Genomic DNA, 25,300 nt, shown 5'->3' with positions numbered 1-25,300 from the left:
AAATTTTAAAATTTTTTTAAATCGGTTAACCTGAGCGTTACGAGCCGGGGCAATGGGGGATTTTCGGCGGGGAGCGCGTTAACCAGGCCGCGATTCGTCAAGAAGCGTTTTGCGGCTTCCTGGGAAGCCGCCACATTTTGTACCTAATTTGTACTGCACAAGCGGGCTCATTATACTAATATCGAAGCGCAATCAGGCGCTCGGTCGGTAATTCGCCGGTATTCCGGCGGCTGAAAGACGCCCCAGCCGGATATTCCGGGTGGCTAGCTGAAGGAGAACGGTTCGCATGAAGGAAGCCTCGGCAACGCAGACAATTGCGCTGGTCGACGACGACCGCAACATCCTGACCTCCGTGTCCATCGCGCTGGAATCGGAAGGCTACCGGGTGGAAACCTATACCGATGGCGCATCCGCGCTGGACGGCCTGACGGCGCGTCCGCCCAATCTTGCGATCTTCGATATCAAGATGCCGCGCATGGATGGGATGGAGCTTCTCCGCCGCCTGCGTCAGAAGTCGGACCTTCCCGTCATCTTTCTGACCTCCAAGGACGACGAGATCGACGAGCTTTTCGGCCTCAAGATGGGCGCGGACGATTTCATCACCAAGCCGTTCTCGCAGCGCCTGCTGGTCGAGCGCGTCAAGGCGGTCCTGCGTCGCGTTGCGGCGCGTGACGGCACGGCCAAGCCGACCGGACAGCAGGCAAAATCGCTTGAGCGGGGCCAGCTCGTCATGGATCAGGAACGCCACACCTGCACCTGGAAGGGCGAGCCGGTCACGCTCACCGTCACCGAATTCCTGATCCTGCATTCGCTGGCGCAGCGTCCGGGTGTGGTGAAAAGCCGTGACGCACTGATGGATGCGGCCTATGATGAGCAGGTCTATGTGGATGACCGCACCATCGACAGCCATATCAAGCGCCTTCGCAAGAAGTTCAAAGCGGTTGACGACGATTTCGAGATGATCGAAACGCTTTATGGCGTCGGTTATCGCTTCCGCGAGGCCTGACAGATAATTACATATCGCCAGTCCTTGGGGTCTGGCGATAGTTTAACGAGAGCAGACTGAGCGACATGGTCGCAGAAACCCGGAACGACGGCCTGGTCGGCCAGAAATCGGATATGCGGGAACGCAGGGCGCGACGGCAACGCTCGGTGTTTCTGCGCCGTTTCCTGTCGCCCCTTCGCAAATTCCTTGGCCAGCACCTGTTTTCCAGCCTGACGCGCCGCATCCTGTTTCTCAATCTGGCGGCGCTGGCGGTGCTTGTCTCCGGCATTCTTTACATGAACCAGTTTCGCGAGGGGCTGATCGACGCGAAGATCGAAAGCCTGCTCACGCAGGGCAAGATCATCGCGGGCGCGATTTCCGCATCGGCAACCGTCGATACGAATTCGCTGATGATCGATCCGGAAAAACTGCTCGAACTACAGGCCGGGCAGAGCCTGACCCCCTCGCCCGATTCGCTTGACAACTGGGAATTTCCGATCAACCCGGAAAAGGTCTCGCCGTTGCTGCGGCGGCTGATTTCGCCGACGAGCACGAGGGCGCGCATCTACGATCGCTATGCGAACCTGCTGCTCGATTCGCGCGCGCTCTATTCGCCGAGCTTTCCTTCCGCCGGTCCGGTTCTGCGTTACGATCTGCCGCCGATAGAAGAAGAGACCCCGGGCATATGGGAACGGATCGGCGGATGGATATCGCGCCTGATCTACGGTGGCGGCCTGCCCGTCTATCAGGAACAGCCCGGCGGCAACGGCCTCGCCTACCCGGAAATCGTCAAGGCGCTGGCAGGCTCGCCGCAGACCGCGCAGCGGCGCAATGAAAAGGGTGAACTGGTCGTGTCGGTTGCCGTTCCCGTCCAGCGCTCCCGCGCCATTCTCGGCGCTCTCCTGCTTTCGACCGAGGGCGATGACATCGACAAGATCGTGCAGGCCGAGCGCATGGCGGTTTTCCGTGTTTTCGGCGTCGTGTCGGTCGTCATGGTGATCCTGTCGCTCTTCCTTGCATCGACGATTGCAAGCCCGCTGCGCAAGCTTTCCGCAGCCGCCGACCGCGTTCGCCATGGTGTGAAGAGCCGCGTGGAGATACCGGATTTCTCCGAGCGTCAGGATGAGGTGGGCCATTTGTCCACGTCCATCCGTGAAATGACCGATTCGCTCTATACCCGTATCGAAGCCATCGAAAGCTTCGCCGCCGATGTCAGTCACGAACTGAAAAATCCCCTCACCTCGCTGCGCAGCGCCGTGGAAACCCTGCCGCTCGCCAAGACGGAAGAATCGCGCAAGCGGCTCCTCGACGTCATCCAGCACGACGTGCGGCGTCTCGACCGTCTGATTACCGATATTTCCGATGCCTCGCGTCTCGATGCCGAACTTGCGCGCGAACATATCGAGCATGTCGACATGAAGACGCTTCTGACCAATCTTGTGACTGCCGCCCGCGAAGTGCGCCGCAACAAGGAAGGCACGGAAATCGTGTTCGATACCGGCAGGCCGCCTGCCGGCAAGAAGGGCTTTTATGTCGCCGGGCACGATCTGCGACTTGGACAGGTGGTCAGCAACCTGATCGAAAACGCCCGTTCCTTCGTGCCCGACGATACCGGACGCATCGTGGTGACGCTGGCGGGCGAAGGCAGCCGCCTGCGCGTGCTCGTCGAGGATAACGGTCCCGGCATTCCCATCGAGAATATCGAGCGCATCTTCGAGCGTTTCTATACGGATCGTCCGGCTTCGGAAGCTTTCGGGCAGAATTCCGGCCTCGGCCTTTCGATCAGCCGCCAGATCATCGAGGCGCATGGCGGAACGCTGACCGCCGAAAACATCGTCGATCCGGAAAAGCCCGACCGGTTCAGGGGCGCGCGCTTCATCGTCGATCTGCCGGCGGCTTGACGCCCAAGTAGGCATGACGCCCAAACAGGAAAGAGCGGCAGCATGACGCCGGAAGAGGAAAAAAGCGGTCTCCACGCCACGACGCTCCAGCTTCGGGGTCGCGGTATCATGATCATGGGCCGCTCGGGCGCCGGAAAGACCGAACTTGCCATGACGCTTGTGGAACGGGCCGGACTGAGGGGGGAGGAAGCCTTGCTGGTTGCCGACGACCGCACCCTGCTCCATGCCGAAGGAGGCAGGCTCATCGCCAGCGTTCCGGCAGCGCTTGCGGGGGGGGTGGAGATTCGCGGCGCCGGGCTTTTCAGGGTGGCTTTCGCGGCCTCCGCGCCGCTCGACCTTGTCGTGCACCTTGTGGAAAGCGAGATGGCGGAACGCTACCCCGGCGGTGGAAAGTGGGAATTCGAAGGCATTTCCCTGCCCCGGCTTCTTTTGCCGGCTTTGTCGTCGAACGGCGATTCAAACGCGCTTTCGCGGGCCATCGAGGCGACCTTGTTCTACGAAAAATGGCCCTCGGAGGACGGTTGAAACCGTCTTCGTTACGAATCGGTTAGGATCTCGCCACGCTGCGGCATTTTGCTTTTTTCATGGCAGCGTGGGAATTTTTCACTTGCCATCAAGATTTGCGCTGCCAAGATGCACAACTCGCCGGTCCTTTTCCGGCGTGGTTTCAGTGCCATCCGACACTCTGGCGGGGTGATGCGGCGGGCACGCGACGGGAGCTTTTATAGTATGATCGGACTCGTGCTTGTCACGCACGGAAGACTGGCCGAAGAGTTTTTGCATGCTGTCGAGCATGTGGTAGGGCCGCAAGACAATTTCGAGACCGTGTGCATCGGTGCCGAAGACGATATGGAGCAGCGTCGGCGCGATATTGTGGATGCGGTCGGCCGCGCCGACAATGGCAGCGGCGTCATCATCCTGACCGACATGTTCGGCGGCACGCCGTCCAATCTCGCTATTTCCGTGATGGAGGAAGGCAAGGTCGAGGTCATCGCGGGCGTCAACCTGCCGATGCTGATCAAGCTGTCGAGCGTCCGCATCGGGGACGATATCAAGGCGGCGCTGCGCGAAGCACAGGATGCGGGACGCAAATATATCAACGTGGCGAGCCAGGTCCTCACAGGAAAGTAATTCATGCAGTCCAGTGTGCCCGTCACCGGTGAATATGAACCCGACAGTGCTGTTTCGCGATCCTTCGAGATCGTCAACAAGCGCGGCCTTCATGCCCGCGCTTCGGCCAAATTCGTGCAGCTTGTCGATGGCTATAATGCGCATGTCCGCGTGAGCAAGGACGGCATGACGGTTGGCGGCACGTCGATCATGGGGCTGATGATGCTGGCTGCATCGCCGGGTTGTTGCATCGAGGTCAGCGCCTCGGGCGAACAGGCGAGCGCCGTGCTCGACGCGTTGCAGATGCTTATTGCGGAAAAGTTCGGCGAAGAGTGTTGACCCAGACGGGATCAACTCGATATGCACGTATAAAGATTTGTTTATGTGGTGTTGTGCTTCCGCTTGCGATCTGCTAGTCAGACAGCATTTCTGCAATGCAATTCCGGGGCAATTCCGGGTGTGACCTGTTGCCCTTGCTGGAATTGCTCTTGATTGGAGCACGCGATGACCGCAAGCCAAGATTTTGTCGTCAAGGACCTCGGATTGGCCGATTGGGGCCGCAAGGAACTCGATATCGCTGAAACCGAAATGCCGGGCCTGATGGCTGCGCGCGAGGAATTCGGCAAGACCCAGCCGCTTAAAGGCGCGCGCATTTCCGGGTCGCTGCACATGACGATCCAGACCGCGGTGCTGATCGAGACGCTTCAGGCGCTCGGCGCCCAGGTCCGCTGGGCTTCCTGCAACATCTTCTCGACGCAGGACCATGCCGCCGCCGCCATTGCCGCGACCGGCACGCCGGTTTTCGCCATAAAGGGCGAGACGCTGGAGGAATACTGGTCCTATACCGACAGGATCTTCCAGTGGCCGGACGGCGAACCGTCCAACATGATCCTCGACGACGGTGGCGACGCCACGATGTATATCCTGATCGGCGCGCGCGCCGAAGCGGGTGAGGACGTGCTGTCGAACCCCGGCTCGGAAGAAGAGCAGGTTCTTTTCGCGCAGATCAGGAAGCGCATGGCTGCGACGCCGGGCTTCTTCACGAAACAGCGCGCCGCCATCAAGGGCGTGACGGAAGAAACCACCACCGGCGTCAACCGTCTCTATCAGTTGCAGAAGAAGGGTCTCCTGCCCTTCCCGGCCATCAACGTCAATGACAGCGTGACCAAGTCGAAATTCGACAACAAATATGGCTGCAAGGAATCGCTCGTGGACGGCATCCGCCGCGGCACCGACGTGATGATGGCCGGCAAGGTCGCCGTCGTCTGCGGTTATGGCGATGTCGGCAAAGGCTCCGCGCAGTCGCTGTCGGGCGCCGGCGCCCGCGTCAAGGTCACCGAAGTCGATCCGATCTGCGCGCTTCAGGCCGCCATGGATGGTTTCGAGGTCGTCACGCTCGACGATGCCGCTTCGACGGCTGACATTGTCGTCACCACGACCGGCAACAAGGACGTCATCACCATCGACCACATGCGCAAGATGAAAGACATGTGCATCGTCGGCAATATCGGTCACTTCGACAACGAGATTCAGGTCGCGAGCCTGCGTAATCTGAAATGGACCAATGTGAAGCCGCAGGTCGATCTGATCGAGTTCCCGGACGGCAAGCGCATCATCCTTCTTTCGGAAGGCCGCCTGCTCAACCTCGGCAATGCGACAGGTCATCCAAGCTTCGTCATGTCGGCTTCCTTCACCAATCAGGTGCTGGGCCAGATCGAGCTTTTCACGCGCACCGATGCTTACAAGAACGAAGTCTATGTGCTGCCCAAGCATCTCGACGAGAAGGTCGCGCGCCTGCATCTCGACAAGCTCGGCGCCAAGCTGACTGTGCTTTCCGAGGAACAGGCCGCCTATATCGGCGTCACTCCACAGGGACCGTACAAGTCGGAACACTACAGGTATTAACCATAGGTTAATCATTCCACTACATGTTGAGGCCGGACAGTTGACAACCTGTCCGGTCTTTCTTTTTGCGCGCGAGATGCTTCACGTGGATTCGCCGGAAGGGTATTGTGTAAGCGAATCAAGGTGTTTGAGCGGGTGTTTGCGTGACGCGTTTTTTGCCGGTTAGGCGGGAAGCGGCAGGCCGATTCATCCCCTAAGTACCTGAAAATGCGTTGACTATCGTGCACTGTGGCGGCGTGCGTATGTCAGGAGTTGTAATACGGTCAGGCCGCTTTTGGCGGCATCGGGCCGGGTGGCGGAGAAAAGGAAACCATGCCAGAGTTCGGCGCAACAGGGAATTTGCGGGGCGTTTCCGCAATCTGTACTGGCAGACGATGGCGTCCTGCTGCCCTTGTTGCAAAGCCGTTCGCCCGGCTTGCCCTGAAAAAAGCCGTCATGAAGGCCTCCGTGTCTCTTGCAACGCTTTTCGCAGCCATGCCCGCCTTCGCACAGGGCGCGGAAACGACGCGCATCGACCTGCCTTTCGGCGCCGGGAGCGTCGGCGCTTTTGAGATCATCCAGTTTTCCATGTTCCTCGGCGTCATGGGAGCCGCCCTCCTTTCGGCCGGATGGCTGATCCGCGAACGCTCGCGCGTTGCCGCAGAAAACAAGGAATTGCGCTCGAAATTCGCCGATCTCAATCTGCTCGCCCAGCGCAATGAGGCCCTTCTCAACCTCAAGGACCAGCGCATCGTGGTCTGGGACGGCCATGGCACGCGGGCGGAGGTCGTGGGCCTGCTGCCGGACGATAGTGCCGCGCCGCAGGACCGCTCGGCATTTCTGGCATTCGGCCGCTGGCTGCGTCCACAATCGGTGACGGCGCTGGAACGCGCCGTCGCGATGCTGCGCGAGCAGGCGCGCGCCTTCGATCTGACCGTCGAAACCGTCAACGGGACCCTCCTCGACGTGCGCGGGCGCACATCGGGCGGTTTTGCCGTGGCGCGCTTTTTGAGCCTACAGGGCGTACAGGCGGAACGCGCGGCGCTTGAAGCGCAGAACCGCGAGCTTTCCGAACGTGTCGAGCTTTTTCGTTGCCTCCTCGACCGGATCGACCAGCCGGTCTGGACACGCGATACGGGCGGGCGCGTCGAATGGGTCAATGCGGCCTACGCCCAGGCCGTGGATATGGCCGATGCCAGCCAGGTCGTGTCCGAAGGGCGCGAACTTTTCGGCGCGCAGGCGCGCCAGCGCCTGGAACGCGACCGTTTCTCCGAACCTGTTCTCCAGGAACAACTGACGGCTGTGGTGCACGGCGATCGTCGCCTGTTCGACGTCACCGATGTCAGCGCGGAAACGGGTTCCGTCGGTCTCGGTTTCGATCTGACCGAAGTGCAGGCCGTGCGCGAGGAATTGAACCGTACGCTGAAAAGCCATGCCGAAACGCTGGACCAGCTTTCGACGGCCGTCGCGATCTTCGACCCCGAAATGAAGCTGCAATTCTTCAATCAGGCTTTCGCAAAACTCTGGTCGCTCGATACCGCATGGCTGGAATCGCAGCCGAGCAACACGCTGGTCTTCGATCGCCTGCGCTCGGAAGGAAAGCTTCCCGAGCAGCCGGAATGGCGCAAATGGAAGGATTCCGTGCTTTCGGCCTATCGTGCGGTCGAGCCGCAGGAACATATGTGGCACCTGCCCGATGCCCGGACCATGCGCGTGGTCGCCAATCCGCACCCGCAGGGCGGCGTGACCTGGTTCTTCGAGAACATGACCGAAAAATTCGAACTCGAAGGCCGCTACAACACGCTCATCAAGGTGCAGGGCGAAACGCTCGACCATCTGGCCGAGGCCGTGGCGGTGTTCGGTTCGGACGGGCGCATCCGCCTGTCCAATCCGTCCTTTGCCGATCTCTGGGCGCTGCCGATGCCGCTCATCGTCGAAGGCACCCATATTTCCTCGATTGCGAAAATCTGCGGCGAGCGCGGCGGCGACGGCCTGTGGGACGATTTCGTCTCGACAGTGACCGGCTTCCTCGACAAGCGCGACGGACGCATGGGGCAGGTGGAACTGGACGACGGCACCATTCTCTCCTTCGCGGTCGTGCCATTGCCGAAGGGCCAGACCATGCTGACCTTCATCGATGTCACCGACACGGTGCGCGTGGAGCGCGCGCTGAAGGAAAAGAACGAGGCGCTGGAACTGGCGGACCAGATCAAGAACGATTTCGTTCAGCATGTTTCCTATGAGCTGCGCTCGCCGCTGACCAACATCATCGGCTTTACGGAATTGTTGCAGACACCGGCCTTCGGGTCGCTCAACGAGCGACAGATCGAATATCTGGACCATATCTCTACGTCGTCATCGGTCCTGCTCACCATCGTCAACGACATTCTGGACCTCGCCACGGTCGATGCGGGCATCATGGAACTGGAGGTCGGCGAAGTTTCTGTCGCCGACGCGATTTCGGCTGCCGCCGCACGGGTGGGCGAGCGGATGCGCGACCACAATATCGGGCTTGATATCGATATCGCCGACGATGCGGTTACGTTCAAGGCCGATGCCAACCGTGTCCGGCAGGTACTGTTCAACCTGCTTTCCAATGCCACCAATTACGCGCCCGAGGGGTCCAGTATCCGTTTGCAGGCGATGCGCGAGGGATCGGAACTGGTCTTCGCGGTTCACGACGACGGTCCGGGTATGCCGGGCGAGGTGCTCGATACGGTCTTCAAGCGCTTCCAGTCCTATCCGAATGGCGGGCGCAGGCGCGGCGCGGGTCTGGGGCTTGCCATCGTCAAGAGCTTCGTCGAACTGCATGGCGGTTCGGTCGATATCGATACGGGTTCCGGGCGCGGAACAACGGTCATCTGCCGCTTTCCATCGGAAACACGCAGCTTCCGCGTCGCCGCCGAATAAGGTAAAGGGTGCCCATGAGCGCCTCACAATCCAGCACCAGCTATTTCCTGCCCGACGAAGCCGCGACGCAGCGCTTCGGCGAGGATTTTGCCCTCGCCCTGCAAAAGGGCGACCTCGTCACGCTTTCCGGCGATCTGGGAGCCGGGAAATCGTCGCTCGCCCGCGCGGTCATACGGACCATTGCCGACGATGCGGGACTGGAGGTTCCAAGCCCCACTTTCACGCTGGTGCAAAGCTATGAGGCATTGCGCATTCCGGTCGCCCATGCCGATCTCTACCGGATTTCATCCGGCGAAGAACTGGACGAACTGGGACTGGCGGAATTTCTGGACGACGGCATCGTTCTGGCCGAATGGCCGGAGCGGGGCGAGGGCTTTCTGCCCGAACCGTCCTTTGCCGTAACGCTCAGCCACGAGGGGGCGGGGCGTCGCATCGTTCTGTCCGGTCCTTCGGCTGCAATCGGGCGGTTGGAGCACAGTCGGGCGATCCGCGCATTTCTGGACAGGCATGACCGCAAGGATGCGGCGCGCCGCTATTTGCAGGGCGATGCGTCCCCGCGCAAATACGAGACGATCCATAGTCGCGCCCATGGCGTCGAAATCCTGATGAATGCGCCGCAAATGCCCTATGACCCGCCGCTGCGGAACGGCAAATCCTATCGGCAGATCGCGCATCTGGCGGAGAATATTCTGGCCTTTGCGGCGATTGACGGTCTTCTTGCGTGGCATGGGTTCCGTGTTCCGCAGATGCGCGCTGCCGATCTCGATTCCGGCTTTCTTGTCCTTGAAAATCTTGGAACCGAGGGCGTGCGCGCCGCTTCCGGCGAACCTGTCGCGGAACGTTACGAGGCGGCAGGACGCTTTCTGGCCCATCTTCATGGCGTCGTCTGGCCGAACCATGTGCATCTCGACGGCTACCCGGATCATGTCATTGCCCCGTTTGACCGCGATGCGATGATGATCGAGGTGAGCCTCGTTGGCCAGTGGTATGCGCCGCGCATGATGGGCAGGCCGTTGACCGATGCGGAAAGACAGGCTTACGAAGCCGCCTGGGACCGCGTGATCGCCGATATTGCCGATGTGGAAAAAAGCCTGCTCCTGCGCGATTATCACTCGCCGAACCTGTTCTGGTTTGCCGGCGCCGATAATGAGGGTCGGGACAGGATCGGCATCATCGATTTTCAGGACGCGATGATCGGCCCTTCGGCCTATGACGTCGCGTCGCTGGCCCTCGATGCGCGCGTGACGATTTCGCCGGCGCTGGAACAGGCTGTGGTCGCCGCCTATTGCGACGAGCGCCGCCGCCTTGGGCACGATTTCGACGAAGCCCTGTTCCGCAAGGCCTATGCGGCCATGGGCGCGCAGCGCAACGCCAAGCTGCTTGGGCTTTTCGTGCGACTGGACGAACGCGACGGCAAGCCGGCTTATCTCAAGCATCTGCCGCGCATACACGACTATCTCGGTCGTGTGCTGCAACACCCGGTCATGGCGCCGGTGGCGGCATGGTTCCGCGAAATGGGGCTGACAGAGGAAGGGAAGGCGCGCAATGAAAATGCCTGAAACGGCAATGGTCCTTGCCGCCGGTCTCGGCAAGAGGATGCGCCCGATCACCGAAACTGTCCCGAAGCCGCTGGTCAGGGTGGCGGGCAAGCCATTGATCGACTGGGGGCTTGATGCCGCCGCGCGCGCGGGTATCGGCAAGGCTGTCGTCAATGTACATTACTTAGCCGACCAACTGGAGCGGCATCTTCGTCATCGCAACGATCTGGAGATCGTGATTTCAGATGAGCGCGAAACGCTTCTGGATTCCGCCGGGGGCATTGTGAAGGCGCTGCCCGAACTCGGAGCGCAACCGTTTTTCATCCTGAATGCCGACACGTTCTGGGTCGGCGACGAGGAATCCCCCAATCCGGTCCGGCTTGCCGAGGTCTGGGACGGTGACCGGATGGATATTCTTCTCATGACGGCGCGTCTCGATCAGGCAACCGGCTATGAAGGCAGAGGCGATTTCGTTGCCGATGGGGACGGGCGTCTGCGCCGGGCCCGTGACGTTTCCGGCGAACCGGTGATCTACGCCGGAGCGGGGATCATTCATCCTCGTATCTTTGAAGGAGCGGAGCCGGGCATTTCCTCGCTCAACCGCTATTTCGACGAAGCGATTGTAGCAGGCCGCCTTTATGGTATGCCAATGACAGGGCACTGGCTGACCGTTGGAACGCCGGACGCGATCGGCGAGGCAGAGGCAGCACTTACCGCATTTGCATGAGGAGGCAGAACGCATGAGCGCACACAGACCCAGAGATGGGAAACAGCGCCTGTTTTCCATTCCTCCGGGCACGCCTTTTCTGCCTGTTTTCGCAAATGCGCTTTTGAAGGGGCGGCTCGTTGAAGGTTTCCCCGGCAATCCATCCGACCCGCTGGCACTGGCCAATGCCACCATCTACGTGCCGACGCGCCGTGCCGCGCGCGCGCTGCGGTCCATTCTCGTGGATATGAATCCGGCTAAAAGCGCTATTTTGCCGACAATAAAGCCGCTCGGCGACGTGGACGAAGACGCCGCATTCTTCAATGCGGGATCGAACGCGGTCTTCGATGTCAATCCGCCGATAGGCGCGGCCGAGCGGCTTCTGCTTCTGGCGCGGCTCATCCGCCCGTGGCGGGAATCGCTGCCCGCCCATGTGCGCGCCTTGTTCGGCGTGGACGATGTTTCCGTTCCCGCGACGACTGCCGATGCGATCTGGCTGGCTCGCGATCTCGCCGGACTGATGGATCAGGTCGAAACCGATGGCGCCAGATGGAGCGAGCTGCAAGGCATCGCCCCGGAAGATCTTGCCGACTGGTGGCAGGTGACGCTCGGTTTCCTGAATATCGTTACCGAACTCTGGCCGGATATTCTGGCGGAGCGAAAGCTTTCCAATCCCGCCGCGCACCGCAACGATCTCATATGGAGCGAAGCAAGGCGCCTGCGGGACAACCCGCCTTCCGGGCCTGTCATCGTCGCCGGTTCCACCGGCTCCATACCGGCGACGGCGAAACTGATCTCGGCCATTGCGGCCCTGCCGAACGGCGCGGTGGTGCTGCCGGGCCTTGACCGCGATCTGGACGATGCGGCCTGGCAGATGCTGGCGTCGGCCACCGACAATCCCTCGACCTTCGGTCATCCGCAGTTCGGCCTGCGCAAGCTTCTCGATGCAATGCGGGTGCTGCGCGAGGATGTCGAACATATCGAGGCCATGCCCACTGCAAAACGCCTGCGCGAAAGGGTGGTGAGCGAAGCGCTTCGCCCGGCGGAAACGACCGATGCGTGGGGGGAACTCGATATAAAGGCGGAGAATCTGCACGCCGCCGCGCAAGAGATCGACCTGATCGAAACGGCCAATGAGCGGGAAGAAGCGCTGGCTGTTGCGCTTGCCCTGCGCGATGCCATCGGTGAAGAGGGCAGGACGGCGGCGCTTGTGACGGCCGATCGCAATCTGGCGCGGCGCGTGGTGGGCGAGCTTGCCCGTTTCGGCATCGATGCCGACGATTCCGGCGGCAGGCATCTGCGCGATGTCGAAACCGCCACGCTTTTGCGGCTTCTGGTCGAAACCGTGTTCGATCCCGGCGATCCGGTCGCGCTGCTGGCGCTGGTCAAGCATCCGCTCTTGCGGCTCGAAGCGCCGCGCATCGAACGCCGTCTTGCTGCCGAAACGCTGGAACTGATCGCCTTTCGCGGCGGTACGGGCAGGGCGTCTGTGCTCGATCTGCCCGTATTCTTCGACCGGCGGCTGGAGGAAAGCGCTGGCCAGCACTGGAAACCGGCATGGCACGAGACGGTCACGCCGGAGATGATTGCCGACGCCCGCGGTCTTTGCGAAAGCCTGACGAAAGCCGTTGAGCCGCTCGCTCCCTTCGTCATGGCGGGACGCAGGACGGAGATCGGCGAGATTGCGCGCGCAACGGTGGAAGCGCTGGAAAATCTGGCGCGCAACGAAAAGGCGAGTGTCGCGCATTTCTATTCGGGCGAACGTGGCGAACAGCTCGCGGCTTTCCTGCGCGGACTGGTGTCGAGCGATGCGGGTCTCGACTTCGAAGCTGCCGAATGGCCCGCCATTCTCGACGCGTTGATGGCGGGCGAGACGGTCAAGCCGCATCCGGGCGGTCATCCGCGCCTCTTCATATGGGGCGCGCTTGAAGCGCGCCTGCAGACCATGGATACGGTGGTGATCGGTGGCCTGAATGAGGGGGTCTGGCCCGCCCGCACCCGCAACGACCCGTTCATGTCGCGACCGATGAAGTCGATGATCGCGCTCGATCCACCGGAGCGCCGCACGGGCCTTGCCGCCCATGACTTCCAGATGGCGCTCGGCATGGACCATGTCGTGCTGACGCGTTCGCAGCGCTCCGACAATGCGCCGACCGTGCCGTCACGCTGGCTGCAGCGGCTTGAAACCGTGCTCGGTGCGGAAGTGACCGCCGGTATGCGCAAGCGCGGCGCGCGCTTCGTCCACTGGTCGCGCGAGATCGACCGGGCGGAGGACGTTCCTTTCGTCAAAAGGCCGCAGCCCGCGCCGCCCGTCGCCGCCCGGCCCCGACATTTTTCGGTGACGGAAATCGAGACGCTGCGGCGCGACCCTTATGCGATCTTCGCCAAAAAGATACTGAAACTGCGCCCGCTGGAGCCGTTGATCCGCGATCCCGCGGCAGCCGAACGCGGGACGCTGTTCCACGATATTCTTGGCCATTTCACGGAGCAAGCCATCGATCCTCTGGCGCCCGACGCGGCGGAACGGCTGATGGAACTTGGCCGCCTGCTCTTTGCCGATATGGATTTGCCGGTGGAGATCGAGGCGGTCTGGTGGCCGCGTTTCACCGCGCTCATTCCGCAGTTTCTCGCATGGGAGCGCGAGCGCGCCTATAATGTGCAGACCCGCTTTGCCGAGATTTCATCCGACAAACGCGAGATCGACGGACTGGGCATTACGCTTTCAGGCCGTGCCGACCGCATCGATCTTTTGCGCGACGGCACGGCGGAAGTCATCGATTACAAGACGGGTTCCACGCCGTCGCCGCGCCAGGCGCATGTGCTTCTGTCGCCGCAGCTCGCGCTGGAAGCAGCGCTTCTGGTGCGCGGCGCGTTTCGTGAACCGGGACCCGTTCGGGCATCCGATCTCACCTATGTGCGTCTGAAAGCGGGCGGCGAGGTAAAGCCGGAATCGATCCTCAAGATCGGGCGACCGCCCTCGGAAAAAACCGCTCCGGCGCTGGGAGAAGAAGCATGGCAGCGGCTGTCGCAACTGCTGGCGGAGTATCAGAAGCCGGACAAGGGATATTTGTCGCGTGCGCTTCCCTTTCGTGAAACGGACCTGACCGGCGATTACGACCATCTGGCGCGGGTGCTGGAATGGTCTGCCGGTGGCGACGCCGGCGGGGAGGGGGAAGCATGAAGAAAGTTCCATTCATCCCCGACGAAACGCTGCGCGCACAGGCCAGGGCCGCCGATCCGGCGGCTTCCGTCTGGGTGTCGGCCAATGCCGGTTCCGGCAAGACCCACGTCCTGACCGAACGCGTCATCCGCCTGCTGCTTGAAGGCACCGATCCATCGAAAATCCTCTGCCTCACCTATACGAAGGCGGCGGCGGCGGTCATGCAGAATCGTGTCTTTGCGCGTCTGTCGGAATGGGCGGTGTCGCCGGATGCCGAACTCGTCGGGCATTTGAAGAAACTGGAAGGCCGCAGACCGGACGAAGCGCGTCTTGCGGTGGCGCGGCGCCTGTTCGCGCGGGCGCTCGAAACGCCGGGCGGGTTGAAAATCCAGACCATCCACGCGTTCTGCGAAGCCATCCTGCACCAGTTTCCGCTGGAGGCGAATATTGCCGGTCATTTCGAGATGATGGACGACCTGATGCAGGTTGCCCTTGTCGGCGAGGCCCGCCGCCAATTGCTCGAAACCGCCCATGGCGGCGGCGACATGGAACTCGCGGCCGCCTTTGCCGATGTCCTGCAGGCATCCGGCGAAATGGGCCTGCAATCGCTTCTGGACGAGGCGGTGGGCCGCCGCAACGGTTTGCAGCAATATATCGGCGAACTGGGCACAGTGGAACAGCGCCGCGAGGCCTTGCACCGGGCTTTCCGCTTCGATCCCGAAACCGGCGAGGACGATCTTGTCGCCGAACTCTGGCCGGTGCCGGAATTTTCCGACGATGCACTCGACCTCATCATGTCCATCCAGAAGGGTGCGTCGCGTGCGCAGGATTTTGCGCTACAGCTCCGGCGTTTCGAAAAGGTGACGAGCCAGCGCGACCGGGAAGCCGTGCTGCGGGCCGCTTTCCTCAAAAGCACAGGCGAGCCGAAATCCGGTTCCTATGTCGGCTCGGCGGCGGTGAAAAAGCTTCTGCCCGATTTCGAGGAAGATTTCGATGCGGCGGCGGCGCGTGTCGAACAGGGTCTCGACCGGCTGAAGGAGTTGCGTCTGGTGCGGCTCAATCTGGCCGCGCTCACGCTGATCGACAATCTGCTGCAACGCTATCATGACCTGAAACGCCAGCGCGGCCTGCTCGATTTCGAGGACCTCATCACGCGCACCGTGGCGCTGCTCGCCCGCAACGGGGCGGGGCAGTGGGTGCAGTACAAGCTCGACCGCGGCATAGACCATATCCTGGTCGATGAAGCGCAGGATACCAGTCCCGATCAGTGGCAGGTGATCCGTATGCTTTCGGAGGAATTTTTCTCCGGTCTCGGCCAGCGTGATATCAGCCGGACGCTGTTCGCCGTCGGCGACGAAAAACAGTCGATTTATTCCTTTCAGGGCGCGGTGCCGGAGGATTTTGCCGCACAGGGACGCTCGGTCAGCCTGCGTGCGGAAGATGCGGAACTGAAATTCGAGCGCGTCAGCCTCAACTTCTCGTTCCGGTCCGCGCCCGATGTCTTGCAGGCGGTGGATGAGGTCTTTGCAAGGCCGGAAGCCCATCGCGGCCTTGCGGGTGCGACGGTTCATGAAGCCATCCGTTCCGACGCGCCGGGCGAGGTGGAAATCTGGGATATGCTGACGCCGGAAGTGGTGGAAGAACCCGACGACTGGCGTGAGCCGGTCGATCATCTGGCCGCTCCTGCCGTGCGGCTTGCCGACCAGATCGCAACCACCATCCGCCACTGGCTGGATCGCGGCGAAACCATTCCGGGGCAGAACAGGCGGATCGTGCCGCGCGACATCATGGTGCTGGTGCGTAAGCGCGATCAGTTCATGCCCGCTCTTTCACGGGCGCTGAAAAACCTGTCCGTTCCGGTGGCGGGTGCCGATCGCTTGCAGCTTACCAGCCATATCGCCATTCAGGACCTGATGGCGCTGGGGCGTTTCGTGTTGCAGCCCTCGGACGATCTTTCGTTGGCATCGGTGCTGAAAAGCCCGCTGTTCGGATGGGACGACGACCGGCTGTTCGATCTCGCTCATCCCAGAAGCGCCGGGCAGACACTGTTCGAGCGGCTTTACCAGCAGTCCAGAGGTGACGCTGCGCTGGCCGAAGTGCACAAGACCCTGAGCCGCTGGCGCGGCATGGCCGACACCATGCCGGTATTCGAATTCTATGCACGGATATTGAGCGCGGACGGGGCGCGGCGCAAACTTCTGGCCCGGCTCGGCCCGGAAGCTGGCGATATCATCGACGAATTCCAGAACTATGCGCTGTCCGCCGAGCGCGTCGGTCTGCCGGGCTTGCAGGCCTTCCTCGAAACGCTGGAAGCGGCATCGCCGCAAATCAAGCGCGAGCTCGATCAGGGGCGCAACGAAGTGCGCATCATGACCGTGCACGCCGCCAAGGGGTTGGAAGGAGCGGTGGTGTTCCTGGTCGATCCGGGCAGCGCCGTGTGGACCGGCAGTCGTGCGCCAAAGCTCATCCCGTATGATTTCTCGCATGACGGTTCGTCGGTGAAGGGCTATCTCTGGCAGCCGAATGCGGGATACCAGACGGGCTTTACGGCGGCGCAGATCGAGATGCTGAAGACCCGTGCCGAGGAAGAATATCGCCGCCTGCTTTATGTCGGCATGACCCGGGCGGAAGATCGCCTCATCATCTGCGGCTATCGCGGCGCGCGGGAAAGCGGCGAGACGTGGCATCGTCTGGTCGAGGATGCTCTGGCTGCAAAGGCCGAAACCTTTGTTCATCCGGTTCTGGGTGTCGCTGCAAGGCGATACCGAAACACGCCGCGAGGGCTGGTGGACGTCGTCGAGGAGGAAGGGAGCGAGGATCATGCTTTCCCGCCGCTTCCGCCCGAATATCTACAGCCGATGAAGCCCGAAGCGGGGCTGCCGCGCCCGCTTGCGCCCTCGGGCGCTTCCGCCCTGATCGAGGCGGACGAAGCGCCGCCGCTCGACGCGTTTTCGCCGGTTCTGGGGCCGGGCGACGGAGCGCCGGCCTTTGCCCTGCGGCGCGGCACGGCGATCCATATGCTGCTGCAACATCTGCCTGACGTGCCAGACGGCGCGCGCGAATCGCTCGCAGGCGATTATCTCGCCCGTATCGCCGCCGACTGGCCCGAGGCCGAGCGCCATGGCGCCTGGCGGAGCGTGCGCGCCATTCTCGCCGATCCCACCTTCGCGCCTGTCTTTGCCGAAGGTTCGCGCGGGGAGGTGGCCATCATGGGTACGATCGAGCTTGGCGGGCGGGATCACGCCGTATCGGGCCAGATCGATCGCATCAGCGTCGGTGAAAACCGCGTGCTGATCGTGGACTACAAGACCAACCGGCCTCCGCCGAAGACAGTCGAGGCCGTGCCTTTCGCCTATCGGGCGCAGCTTGCGCTCTATCGCGAATTGCTGGCTCCGCTCTATCCCGGACGCAGCGTGGAGACCGCGCTTCTGTTCACCGAAGGTCCGTTTTTGATGCCCCTGCCGGATACCGTTCTGAATGAAGCGCTACAGTCTCTGAAAAACTCTCAAGGAAAGGTGAGCAACCAGAACTTGACGGATGGCGGCGGACACGCCACATGATATAGCGAAGAAAGAGCGGATCGTGTTGTGAGTCTGCAAAGATATCTGCCGTTCTGGTGAGAAAAGAGGATAGCCCCATGGCAACCGTTAAGGTCGATAACAGCAATTTTCAGTCGGACGTTCTTCAGTCGAGCGAGCCGGTCGTGGTGGATTTCTGGGCTGAATGGTGCGGTCCCTGCAAGATGATCGCTCCGGCTCTGGACGAGATCGCCACTGAAATGGCCGGTCAGATCAAGATCGCCAAGGTCAATATCGACGAAAACCCGGAACTGGCAGCCCAGTTCGGCGTACGTTCGATCCCGACGCTTCTGATGTTCAAGGACGGTGAACTCGCCGCCAATATGGTCGGCGCCGCTCCGAAGAGCCGTCTCGCCGACTGGATCAAGGCTTCGGCTGCATAAAGAACAGCACCATAAAAATGCAAAACCCGGCCTTCGAGCCGGGTTTTTGCTTATTGGGGTGGTGTGCCGTTATCCCGCAGCACTTCGCCTGCCAGATAAAGCGAGCCGCCGATCAATATGCGTGGCGGCGCTTCGTCCGAAGGCCATGTGTCACGCAGAAGTTTCAGCGCATTGGCCACCGAATGCACCGGCTCCGCCGAAAGATTGGCTTTCTGTGCCGCGACGGCCAGTTCGTCATTGGGAATGCCAGCATCGCTGGACGGGATCGGCACGGTGAATACATGCCGCGCCATCCCTGAAAAAGCTTCGAAATAGCCGACAGGGTCCTTGGTGTTGATCATGCCGGTGATGAGAAACAGCGGGCGCGCATTGCGCTCTTCCAGATCGCCGAAAGCCTCGGCAATGACAGCGCCCGCACCGGGATTATGTCCGCCATCGAGCCAGATTTCAGATGCGGCCGGAGCAAGTTCCATGAGCGCGCCATGGGTCAGCCGCTGCATCCGTGCCGGCCAGTCGGCCACCATCAGCGCCTTTTCGACAGCCTTGTCGGTCAGGCTGAAGCCGGCCATCTGCACAGCCTCGATTGCCGCAGCGGCATTGGCGATCTGGTGACGTCCGGGCAGGCGCGGCAATGGCAGGTCGATCAGACCGTCCTCGTTCTGGAACACCATGCGGCCATGTTCCTCGAAGGCGAGAAAATCCTGCCCATAGACCGACACCGGGCAACCGAGCCGGTCAGCGGTGGAAACCAGCACTTCGCGCGCCGCATCGACGGGCTGGAAGCCCACGACGACCGGACAGCCCTTCTTGATGATACCGGCCTTCTCGGCGGCGATCAGCTCGACGCGGTCGCCGAGATGGGCCTGATGATCGATCGAAATCGGCATGATGAGCGAGACGGCGGGTTCGGCAATCACGTTGGTGGCGTCGAAACGCCCGCCGAGGCCGACTTCCATGATGACGACATCGGCCGGCTGTTCGGAAAACAGCACGAAGGCGACCGCCGTCAGTATTTCGAAAACCGTGATATGCTGGCCGCCATTGACCGCTTCGACGCGTTCGATGGCATCGGCCAGGACATCGTCGTCGATCAGTTTGCCGCCGCCCGGCGCCGCCAGGCGATAGCGCTCGTGCCAGCGAACGAGATGCGGCGAGGTATGGACGTGAACGTCGAATCCGCCCGCTTCCAGAAGCGCACGACAAAAAGCCGTCGCCGATCCCTTGCCGTTGGTCCCGGCGATATGGATCACCGGGGGCAGTTTCAGATGCGGATTGCCGAGTTTTTCCAGAAGGCTGCGGATGCGGTCCAGCGAAAGGTCGAAACCCTTGGGATGCAACTGCATAAGCCGCTCGATTGCGGCGGCGGCTTTTTCTGTCACGATCAGGCTGCCTTGCTGTCCGCTTCCGTCGGCCTGCTATCCGGAATATCGCTGTCGGCGGGCTGCCCGGTCATGATCTTGAGCAGGCGTGCAATCGTGCTCTTCAGTTCAAGGCGCGAGACGACCATGTCGACCATGCCGTGTTCCATGAGGTAATCGGCGCTCTGGAAGCCCTCGGGGAGCTTTTCGCGGATGGTCTGCTCGATGACGCGCGGTCCGGCAAAACCGATGAGCGCGCCCGGCTCAGCGATGTGAATGTCGCCCAGCATGGCATAGGAAGCCGTCACGCCGCCGGTGGTCGGGTTGGTCAGCACGACGATATAGGGCAGGCCCGCTTCCTTGAGCATTTCAACCGCTACCGTGGTGCGCGGAAGCTGCATCAGGGACAGGATGCCCTCCTGCATACGCGCGCCGCCGGACGCAGCGAACAGAACCAGCGGACGCTTGAGCTCGATGGCCTTTTCAAAGCCCTGAATGATCGCCTCGCCCGCGCCCATGCCGAGCGAACCGCCCATGAAGCCGAAATCCTGCACGGTTGCGACGATCGGCAGGCCTTCGATCGTGCCGAGACCGTTGACGATGGCGTCGTCCATGCCGGTGCGGGCACGGTAATCCTTGAGGCGGTCGATATATTTCTTCTCGTCGCGGAATTTCAGCGGATCGACCGGAACCTTGGGGGCTTCAAGCGTGGTGTATTCGCCATTGTCGAAGAAGAAGCGCAGCCGGTCCTTCGCCTTGATGCGCATGTGATGGCCCGATGACGGGATCACGAACTGGTTGCTCTCGAGATCCTTGTGAAACACCATTTCACCGGTCGACGGATCCTTGATCCAGAGATTTTCCGGCATTTCACGGCGGCCGAGCATCGAATTGATCTTCGGACGGACGTAGTTGGTGATCCAGTTCATGACGTTTGGTTCCGTTTCTTGTTCTTCGGCGACGACTTCTCAGCCGCTTAAATGGACGATTTATTGGGCGGCTTCAAGGCGTGTGGCGCGCACGCTCTCGGCAAGAGCGTGGACAAGCCGGGTCGCGGCGGCGGCCGGATCGCCCTTCAACTTGCCGTTTTCGTCCAGTTCACCGGCAATCGCATTGACGATCGCCGTGCCGACGACCACGCCATCGGCATGGGTGGCGATAGCTGCAGCCTGCTCCGGCGTCTTGACGCCGAAACCGACGCAGATCGGCAGATCGGTGCTTTTCTTGATGTGGCGCACAGCCTCGCCGACCTTCGCCGTATCGGCAATGGCCGAACCGGTAATGCCGTTCATCGAGACGTAATAGACGAAGCCCGACGAATTGTGCAGCACCTTCGGCAGGCGCTTGTCGTCGGTGGTCGGCGTGGTCAGGCGAATGAAATTGATGCCCGCTTTCATCGCGGGGATGCAAAGTTCCGCATCCATTTCCGATGGCAGATCGACCACGATCAGCCCATCGACGCCGGACGCCCTGGCATCGGCCAGGAAACGTTCGACACCATAGATGTAGATCGGATTGTAATAGCCCATCAGCACGATGGGGGTCGTGTCGTCTTCCTTGCGGAATTCCGCAGCCATGCCGAGTGTCTTTGCCAGGGTCTGGCCGGCATTGAGGGCACGCAGGCCCGCAGCCTGAATGGCCGGGCCGTCTGCCATCGGATCGGAAAAGGGCATACCGAGTTCGATCACGTCGGCGCCAGCTTTCGGCAGGGCCTTCATCACCTTCAGCGAGGTTTCGAAATCCGGATCGCCGCCCATGAAATAGGTGACGAGCGCAGGCCGGCCCTCGGCCTTCAGTTCGGCGAATTTGGTGTTGATGCGAGTAGTCATACCGTGCCCCGTGGCAAAGTGCGCGCCAGATAGTCGGCAACGGGCTTACCCGCCATCGCCGTTTCCATCCATGCGCGCCGTTCAAAGTCTATGATTCCCAGTTCCCACACACAGGCCATCAACAGGGATTGTGCGGGTATGAATTCCACCTCGTCGCCAAGCTCGGACCGCCAGAGAATTTCCGTGGCGATGCCGCCCTCCAGCCACCAGTGCAGGAGCAGCCAGAGGCTTTCCTCTCCCTGATGCAGAATGGAGAAACCGGCGCCCATATGCGGCAGGGCATCGAGCTTGCCCGCCGCTGTCTCGATCTGCCTGCGGGCGATGCCGACGGCAGCCTCCGCAACCGGATTTGCCGGATCGGCTTCGATGATGTTGAGCTTGATCGTCGCCGGACCACATGCCGTCAGGCCATCGAACCATGCGGCACGAGGCTTGTAGACGGAAATATCGGCGACGCCATTGCCCATATCAGATATCCATGCCGAGCAGCTTGCCGACCGTGTGCACGTCCTTGTCGCCACGGCCGGACAGGTTGACGATCATGATCTGGTCCTTGCCCATGGTCGGGGCCATCTTCACGGCCTGTGCGATGGCATGGGCGGATTCGAGCGCCGGAATGATGCCTTCGACACGGGTGCAAAGCTGGAACGCGTCCAGCGCTTCCGTGTCGAGGATCGGCACATAGTCGACGCGGCCCGAATCCTTCAGCCAGGAATGTTCAGGCCCGACGCCCGGATAGTCGAGACCGGCGGAAACCGAATGGCCTTCGAGAATCTGGCCGTCATCGTTCTGAAGGAGATAGGTGCGGTTGCCATGCAGGACGCCGGGGCGACCCGCGCTCATCGAGGCACAATGCTCTTCGCCTTCAAGGCCGCGCCCGCCTGCTTCGACGCCCACGATCTTCACCGAGGCATCGTCGAGGAATGGATGGAACAGGCCGATGGCATTGGAGCCGCCGCCGACAGCCGCCACGATCACGTCCGGCAGACGACCTTCCTGTTCGAGCATCTGCTGGCGCGCTTCCTTGCCGATGACCGACTGGAAGTCGCGAACGAGTTCGGGATAGGGATGCGGACCGGCTGCGGTGCCGATCAGGTAATAGGTGTCCTCGACATTCGTCACCCAGTCGCGCAGCGCTTCGTTCATCGCGTCCTTGAGCGTGCCGTTGCCGGCGGAAACCGGCTTCACTTCCGCGCCGAGAAGCTTCATGCGGAACACGTTCGGTTTCTGGCGCTCCACGTCCGTCGCGCCCATGTAGACAACGCAGGGCAGGCCGAAACGGGCGGCGACGGTGGCAGACGCCACGCCATGCTGGCCCGCGCCGGTTTCGGCGATGATGCGGGTCTTGCCCATGCGCCTGGCAAGCAGGATCTGGCCGAGGCAGTTGTTGATCTTGTGGCTGCCGGTATGGTTCAGGTCTTCGCGCTTGAAGTAGATTTTCGCGCCGCCCAAATGCTTGGTCAGGCCTTCGGCATAATAGAGCTTGGAAGGACGTCCGGCATAATAGGTCGAAAGCGCGTTCAGTTCGGCCTTGAATTCAGGATCGTTTTTCGCCGTTTCGTAGGCTTCCTGCAATTCGAGGATCAGAGGCATCAGCGTTTCGGCGACAAAGCGTCCGCCGAAAATGCCGAACATGCCCTCTTCATCGGGGCCTGTCTTGTAGGAATTGGGTGCAACCGGCTTGTTCAACGCTTCTGCTCCGTCAGTTCAGGCTGTAGCCGCTCATTCCGGGCGTCCGCTACGGTCTGGAAAAAATTCTCGATAAGGCGCACATCCTTTTCGCCGGGCGCGCGCTCCACCCCCGACGATATATCGATGCCGGGCGCGCCCGTCTTCTCAAGCGCTTCGGCGATATTGTCCGCATTCAGCCCACCGGAAAGCATGTATTCGATGTCCGCGTCAAGCGCAGCCAGCACTTCCCAGTCGAAGGACACGCCGTTGCCGCCCGGAAGCTCGGACCCCTTGGGGGGCTTGGCATCGAACAGGAAGTGGTCGGCAATGCCCCTGTAGGGCGCGATGGCTTCAAGGTCGGCGGCGTCGCGAACCGAAAAGGCCTTCATGACCGGGAGGCCGTAACGCTCTTTCACGAAACGCACCCGATCCGGTGTTTCCTCGCCATGGAGCTGCAATATATCGGGCCTGACGACCGCGACGATTTCATCGAGCGCTTCATTGTCGGCATCGACGGTGACCGCGACGGCCAGCGCCCGGCCTTTCGCTGCGGCGCGCAGGTCCGCTGCCGCCTGCGGTGTGATATGGCGGGGGCTTTTGGGGAAGAAGATGAAGCCGATATGCGTCGCGCCGCCGTCAAGCGCGGCGGCGACGGCGCCAGGCGTCTTCAATCCGCATATTTTAATATCAAGAACCATAGGCTTCCCGTCGCACAAATCCGGGGGCTACTCAAGTTATTCCGTTCGTTCCGGAACTATTCGCAGACCGGATGACCGTCAAAACCCTGTGCGATCAGGAAATCATACGCTTCCATGACCTCGAGGGGAACCGCCTGCGCGATCTGGTAGCCTTTTGCGGGATATTCGAGGATACGCTCGATATCGCCGGTCATCTCGTTGATGAGCAGTTCGATCGGGTGTTCCGGGGTTGGCTGGTCCTCGAAGGAGGTGAGTGGTGCGGTAACGCGCGCCCGGGCTTCCGGCCATTGCCGTGGCACGCTGGCATGGACGCGGCGCTGCGTCTGCGGCTTGGTGACGAAAATGGCGCTGATGGCGCCCGGCGCAAGCTGCTCGCGCGAGAAGCGGATGTTTTCGCCGATATTGGTCGCATTGGGTTCCACGATGATGGCGTCATTCGGCACACCGCGCCTGATCGCGACTTCCGCAAAGGCTTCCGCTTCGCTTGTCTTATAGAGCTTTTCCGTCCAGTGACCGCTCTTGCCGGTAAAGATCAGCCAGGGTGCGAGCCCTTCCAGGTAGAGATCCGCCGCCCGTTCGGCCACGCGAGGGTCGTAACTGCCAAGCCCGACAATAACGTCGGCGCCTTCAAGCGGATCGTAGATGCAGTGGTAATCCCACAAAACCTTCGCGGCGGTCAGTACGGATGATTTCATGTGAAGTCTATTGCCTGCAATGCGCTGCCATTGCACTTCAGCCAAGCCTTGCAGCGCTCGGTATCCGGGCAAAGCTCATGGCAGAGTTTCCAGAATTTCGGCCCGTGGTTCATCTCGATGAGATGGGCCACCTCATGGGCGACGAGATAGTTTATCACAGGAGGCGGAGCCATGCCGATGCGCCAGGAAAAGGAAAGGACACCGTCGGATGTGCACGATCCCCAGCGGCTTTTCGTATCCTTGAAACGCACGGCCCTGGCCTTGCGCCCGACTGTTGCCGTGTGCCGAGCGACAAGCGTCTCGATCTCGCGCTTCACCTCGCGCTTGATATGGTCCGCGACCCGGCGCGGCAGATGGGCCGGATCGCCGTGCACCAGCAAAATGTTGCCTTCGAGACATTCGGTCGTGCCGCGTCCCGGCTGGTGGACGATCTTGTGGGGAATCCCGCGCAGGGGAATCCTGATGCCTGCCCGCACCCCCGGCTGGTCGGGCAGTCTGGCGATACGGCTTTCGATCCAGCCCGAGTGACGCGTGAGGAAGCTCTGCACCTCGCGCTCGGGCAGTCCCGGCGGTATGGTGATCCGCAATCCCCTGCCGCCTGCTTCGATGCGCAATGTGAGTCGTTTCGCGCGCGGATTCTCGAAAACGCGCAAAGGAAGTTCCCGTCCGGCGATCGCATGAATGCGCTCGCTGCGGACTGTCGTGGTGCCAGCGGATGCCCCTTTACCGCTGATTTGCCGAAGAAAGGAAAAACCCATCCGATAAGAATAAGCGATTCGTTCGAGAGCGCATCCAGAAAAGTGAGAAGGGCTTTTCAGGCAAAACGGACTATATAAGTCTTTGTAAGTTATGGAATTTTGGTGATCTGTAACGAAAACGGCGCGACCGGGGCCG

The 25,300-nt window shown here is 61.4% G+C and carries 20 protein-coding genes; 12 read left to right on the top strand and 8 right to left on the bottom strand.

Annotated elements, in window-relative coordinates:
* Window positions 1-286: 286 nt before the first annotated feature.
* From FHS76_RS01430 to trxA, 12 genes are all read left to right on the top strand, one after another.
* Entirely contained in the window at window positions 287-1,006 is a 720-nt protein-coding gene (locus tag FHS76_RS01430; protein WP_139974707.1) for a response regulator transcription factor, read from the top strand.
* A 65-nt stretch (window positions 1,007-1,071) separates the two neighbouring features.
* Window positions 1,072-2,886 carry a stimulus-sensing domain-containing protein gene (locus FHS76_RS01425; RefSeq protein WP_183646969.1) on the top strand — a complete coding sequence of 605 codons (1,815 nt, stop codon included), beginning with the start codon at window positions 1,072-1,074 and terminating at the stop codon, window positions 2,884-2,886.
* Window positions 2,887-2,928: 42 nt separating this feature from the next.
* Window positions 2,929-3,411: an HPr kinase/phosphorylase gene (locus FHS76_RS01420; protein WP_183646966.1), complete on the top strand. Its 483-nt coding sequence runs from the start codon at window positions 2,929-2,931 to the stop codon at window positions 3,409-3,411.
* Window positions 3,412-3,615: 204 nt separating this feature from the next.
* Window positions 3,616-4,017, top strand: coding sequence for a PTS sugar transporter subunit IIA (locus tag FHS76_RS01415; RefSeq protein ID WP_183646963.1), 402 nt, complete (start codon window positions 3,616-3,618; stop codon window positions 4,015-4,017).
* Window positions 4,018-4,020: 3 nt separating this feature from the next.
* Window positions 4,021-4,335: an HPr family phosphocarrier protein gene (locus FHS76_RS01410; protein WP_183646960.1), complete on the top strand. Its 315-nt coding sequence runs from the start codon at window positions 4,021-4,023 to the stop codon at window positions 4,333-4,335.
* Between the two features lie 165 nt (window positions 4,336-4,500).
* Entirely contained in the window at window positions 4,501-5,901 is a 1,401-nt protein-coding gene (ahcY, locus tag FHS76_RS01405) for an adenosylhomocysteinase (protein ID WP_183646957.1), read from the top strand.
* Between the two features lie 312 nt (window positions 5,902-6,213).
* Window positions 6,214-8,790, top strand: a complete 2,577-nt coding sequence (locus tag FHS76_RS01400) for a PAS-domain containing protein (protein WP_183646954.1) — start codon at window positions 6,214-6,216, stop codon at window positions 8,788-8,790.
* A 14-nt stretch (window positions 8,791-8,804) separates the two neighbouring features.
* Window positions 8,805-10,349: a tRNA (adenosine(37)-N6)-threonylcarbamoyltransferase complex ATPase subunit type 1 TsaE gene (gene tsaE / locus FHS76_RS01395; RefSeq protein WP_183646951.1), complete on the top strand. Its 1,545-nt coding sequence runs from the start codon at window positions 8,805-8,807 to the stop codon at window positions 10,347-10,349.
* The gene (locus tag FHS76_RS01390) at window positions 10,336-11,055 is read left to right on the top strand and encodes a nucleotidyltransferase family protein (RefSeq protein WP_183646948.1); all 720 of its coding nucleotides are present in this window, start codon (window positions 10,336-10,338) and stop codon (window positions 11,053-11,055) included. The genes tsaE and FHS76_RS01390 overlap by 14 nt, the downstream gene beginning before the upstream one ends.
* A gap of 13 nt (window positions 11,056-11,068) precedes the next feature.
* Window positions 11,069-14,215, top strand: a complete 3,147-nt coding sequence (addB, locus tag FHS76_RS01385; RefSeq protein WP_183646945.1) for a double-strand break repair protein AddB — start codon at window positions 11,069-11,071, stop codon at window positions 14,213-14,215.
* Entirely contained in the window at window positions 14,212-17,754 is a 3,543-nt protein-coding gene (addA, locus tag FHS76_RS01380; RefSeq protein ID WP_183646942.1) for a double-strand break repair helicase AddA, read from the top strand. The genes addB and addA overlap by 4 nt, the downstream gene beginning before the upstream one ends.
* 77 nt (window positions 17,755-17,831) lie before the next feature.
* Window positions 17,832-18,155 carry a thioredoxin gene (trxA, locus tag FHS76_RS01375; RefSeq protein WP_075041819.1) on the top strand — a complete coding sequence of 108 codons (324 nt, stop codon included), beginning with the start codon at window positions 17,832-17,834 and terminating at the stop codon, window positions 18,153-18,155.
* A gap of 50 nt (window positions 18,156-18,205) precedes the next feature.
* Here the strand turns inward: trxA and FHS76_RS01370 are convergent, their stop codons facing one another.
* From FHS76_RS01370 to FHS76_RS01335, 8 genes are read right to left on the bottom strand one after another with little or no spacing between them, the layout of a single operon-like run.
* Window positions 18,206-19,498, bottom strand: coding sequence for a bifunctional folylpolyglutamate synthase/dihydrofolate synthase (locus FHS76_RS01370; protein ID WP_183647471.1), 1,293 nt, complete (start codon window positions 19,496-19,498; stop codon window positions 18,206-18,208).
* Window positions 19,499-19,536: 38 nt separating this feature from the next.
* Window positions 19,537-20,442, bottom strand: a complete 906-nt coding sequence (gene accD, locus FHS76_RS01365) for an acetyl-CoA carboxylase, carboxyltransferase subunit beta (protein ID WP_183646939.1) — start codon at window positions 20,440-20,442, stop codon at window positions 19,537-19,539.
* Window positions 20,443-20,502: 60 nt separating this feature from the next.
* Window positions 20,503-21,342, bottom strand: coding sequence for a tryptophan synthase subunit alpha (gene trpA, locus FHS76_RS01360; RefSeq protein WP_183646936.1), 840 nt, complete (start codon window positions 21,340-21,342; stop codon window positions 20,503-20,505).
* Window positions 21,339-21,809 (bottom strand): hypothetical protein, encoded by a 471-nt coding sequence (locus tag FHS76_RS01355; protein WP_183646933.1) that lies wholly within the window; start codon window positions 21,807-21,809, stop codon window positions 21,339-21,341. The genes trpA and FHS76_RS01355 overlap by 4 nt, the downstream gene beginning before the upstream one ends.
* 1 nt (window position 21,810) lies before the next feature.
* Complete coding sequence (gene trpB, locus FHS76_RS01350) at window positions 21,811-23,031, bottom strand: tryptophan synthase subunit beta (protein ID WP_183646930.1); 1,221 nt, start codon at window positions 23,029-23,031, stop codon at window positions 21,811-21,813.
* Entirely contained in the window at window positions 23,028-23,711 is a 684-nt protein-coding gene (locus tag FHS76_RS01345; RefSeq protein WP_183646927.1) for a phosphoribosylanthranilate isomerase, read from the bottom strand. The genes trpB and FHS76_RS01345 overlap by 4 nt, the downstream gene beginning before the upstream one ends.
* A 56-nt stretch (window positions 23,712-23,767) precedes the next feature.
* A complete protein-coding gene (locus FHS76_RS01340; protein WP_183646924.1) occupies window positions 23,768-24,406 on the bottom strand; it encodes a YdcF family protein in 639 nt (212 codons plus the stop codon).
* Complete coding sequence (locus FHS76_RS01335) at window positions 24,403-25,164, bottom strand: M48 family metallopeptidase (RefSeq protein ID WP_183646922.1); 762 nt, start codon at window positions 25,162-25,164, stop codon at window positions 24,403-24,405. Before FHS76_RS01335 ends, FHS76_RS01340 begins: the two co-directional genes overlap by 4 nt.
* Between the last annotated feature and the right edge of the window lie 136 nt (window positions 25,165-25,300).

The sequence above is a fragment of the Brucella daejeonensis genome (genome assembly GCF_014199265.1).
In the GTDB taxonomy this organism is placed as follows: domain Bacteria; phylum Pseudomonadota; class Alphaproteobacteria; order Rhizobiales; family Rhizobiaceae; genus Brucella; species Brucella daejeonensis.
The sequence above is the reverse complement of the archived record's forward strand: the minus strand, read 5'-3'. Positions and strand labels throughout refer to the sequence as shown.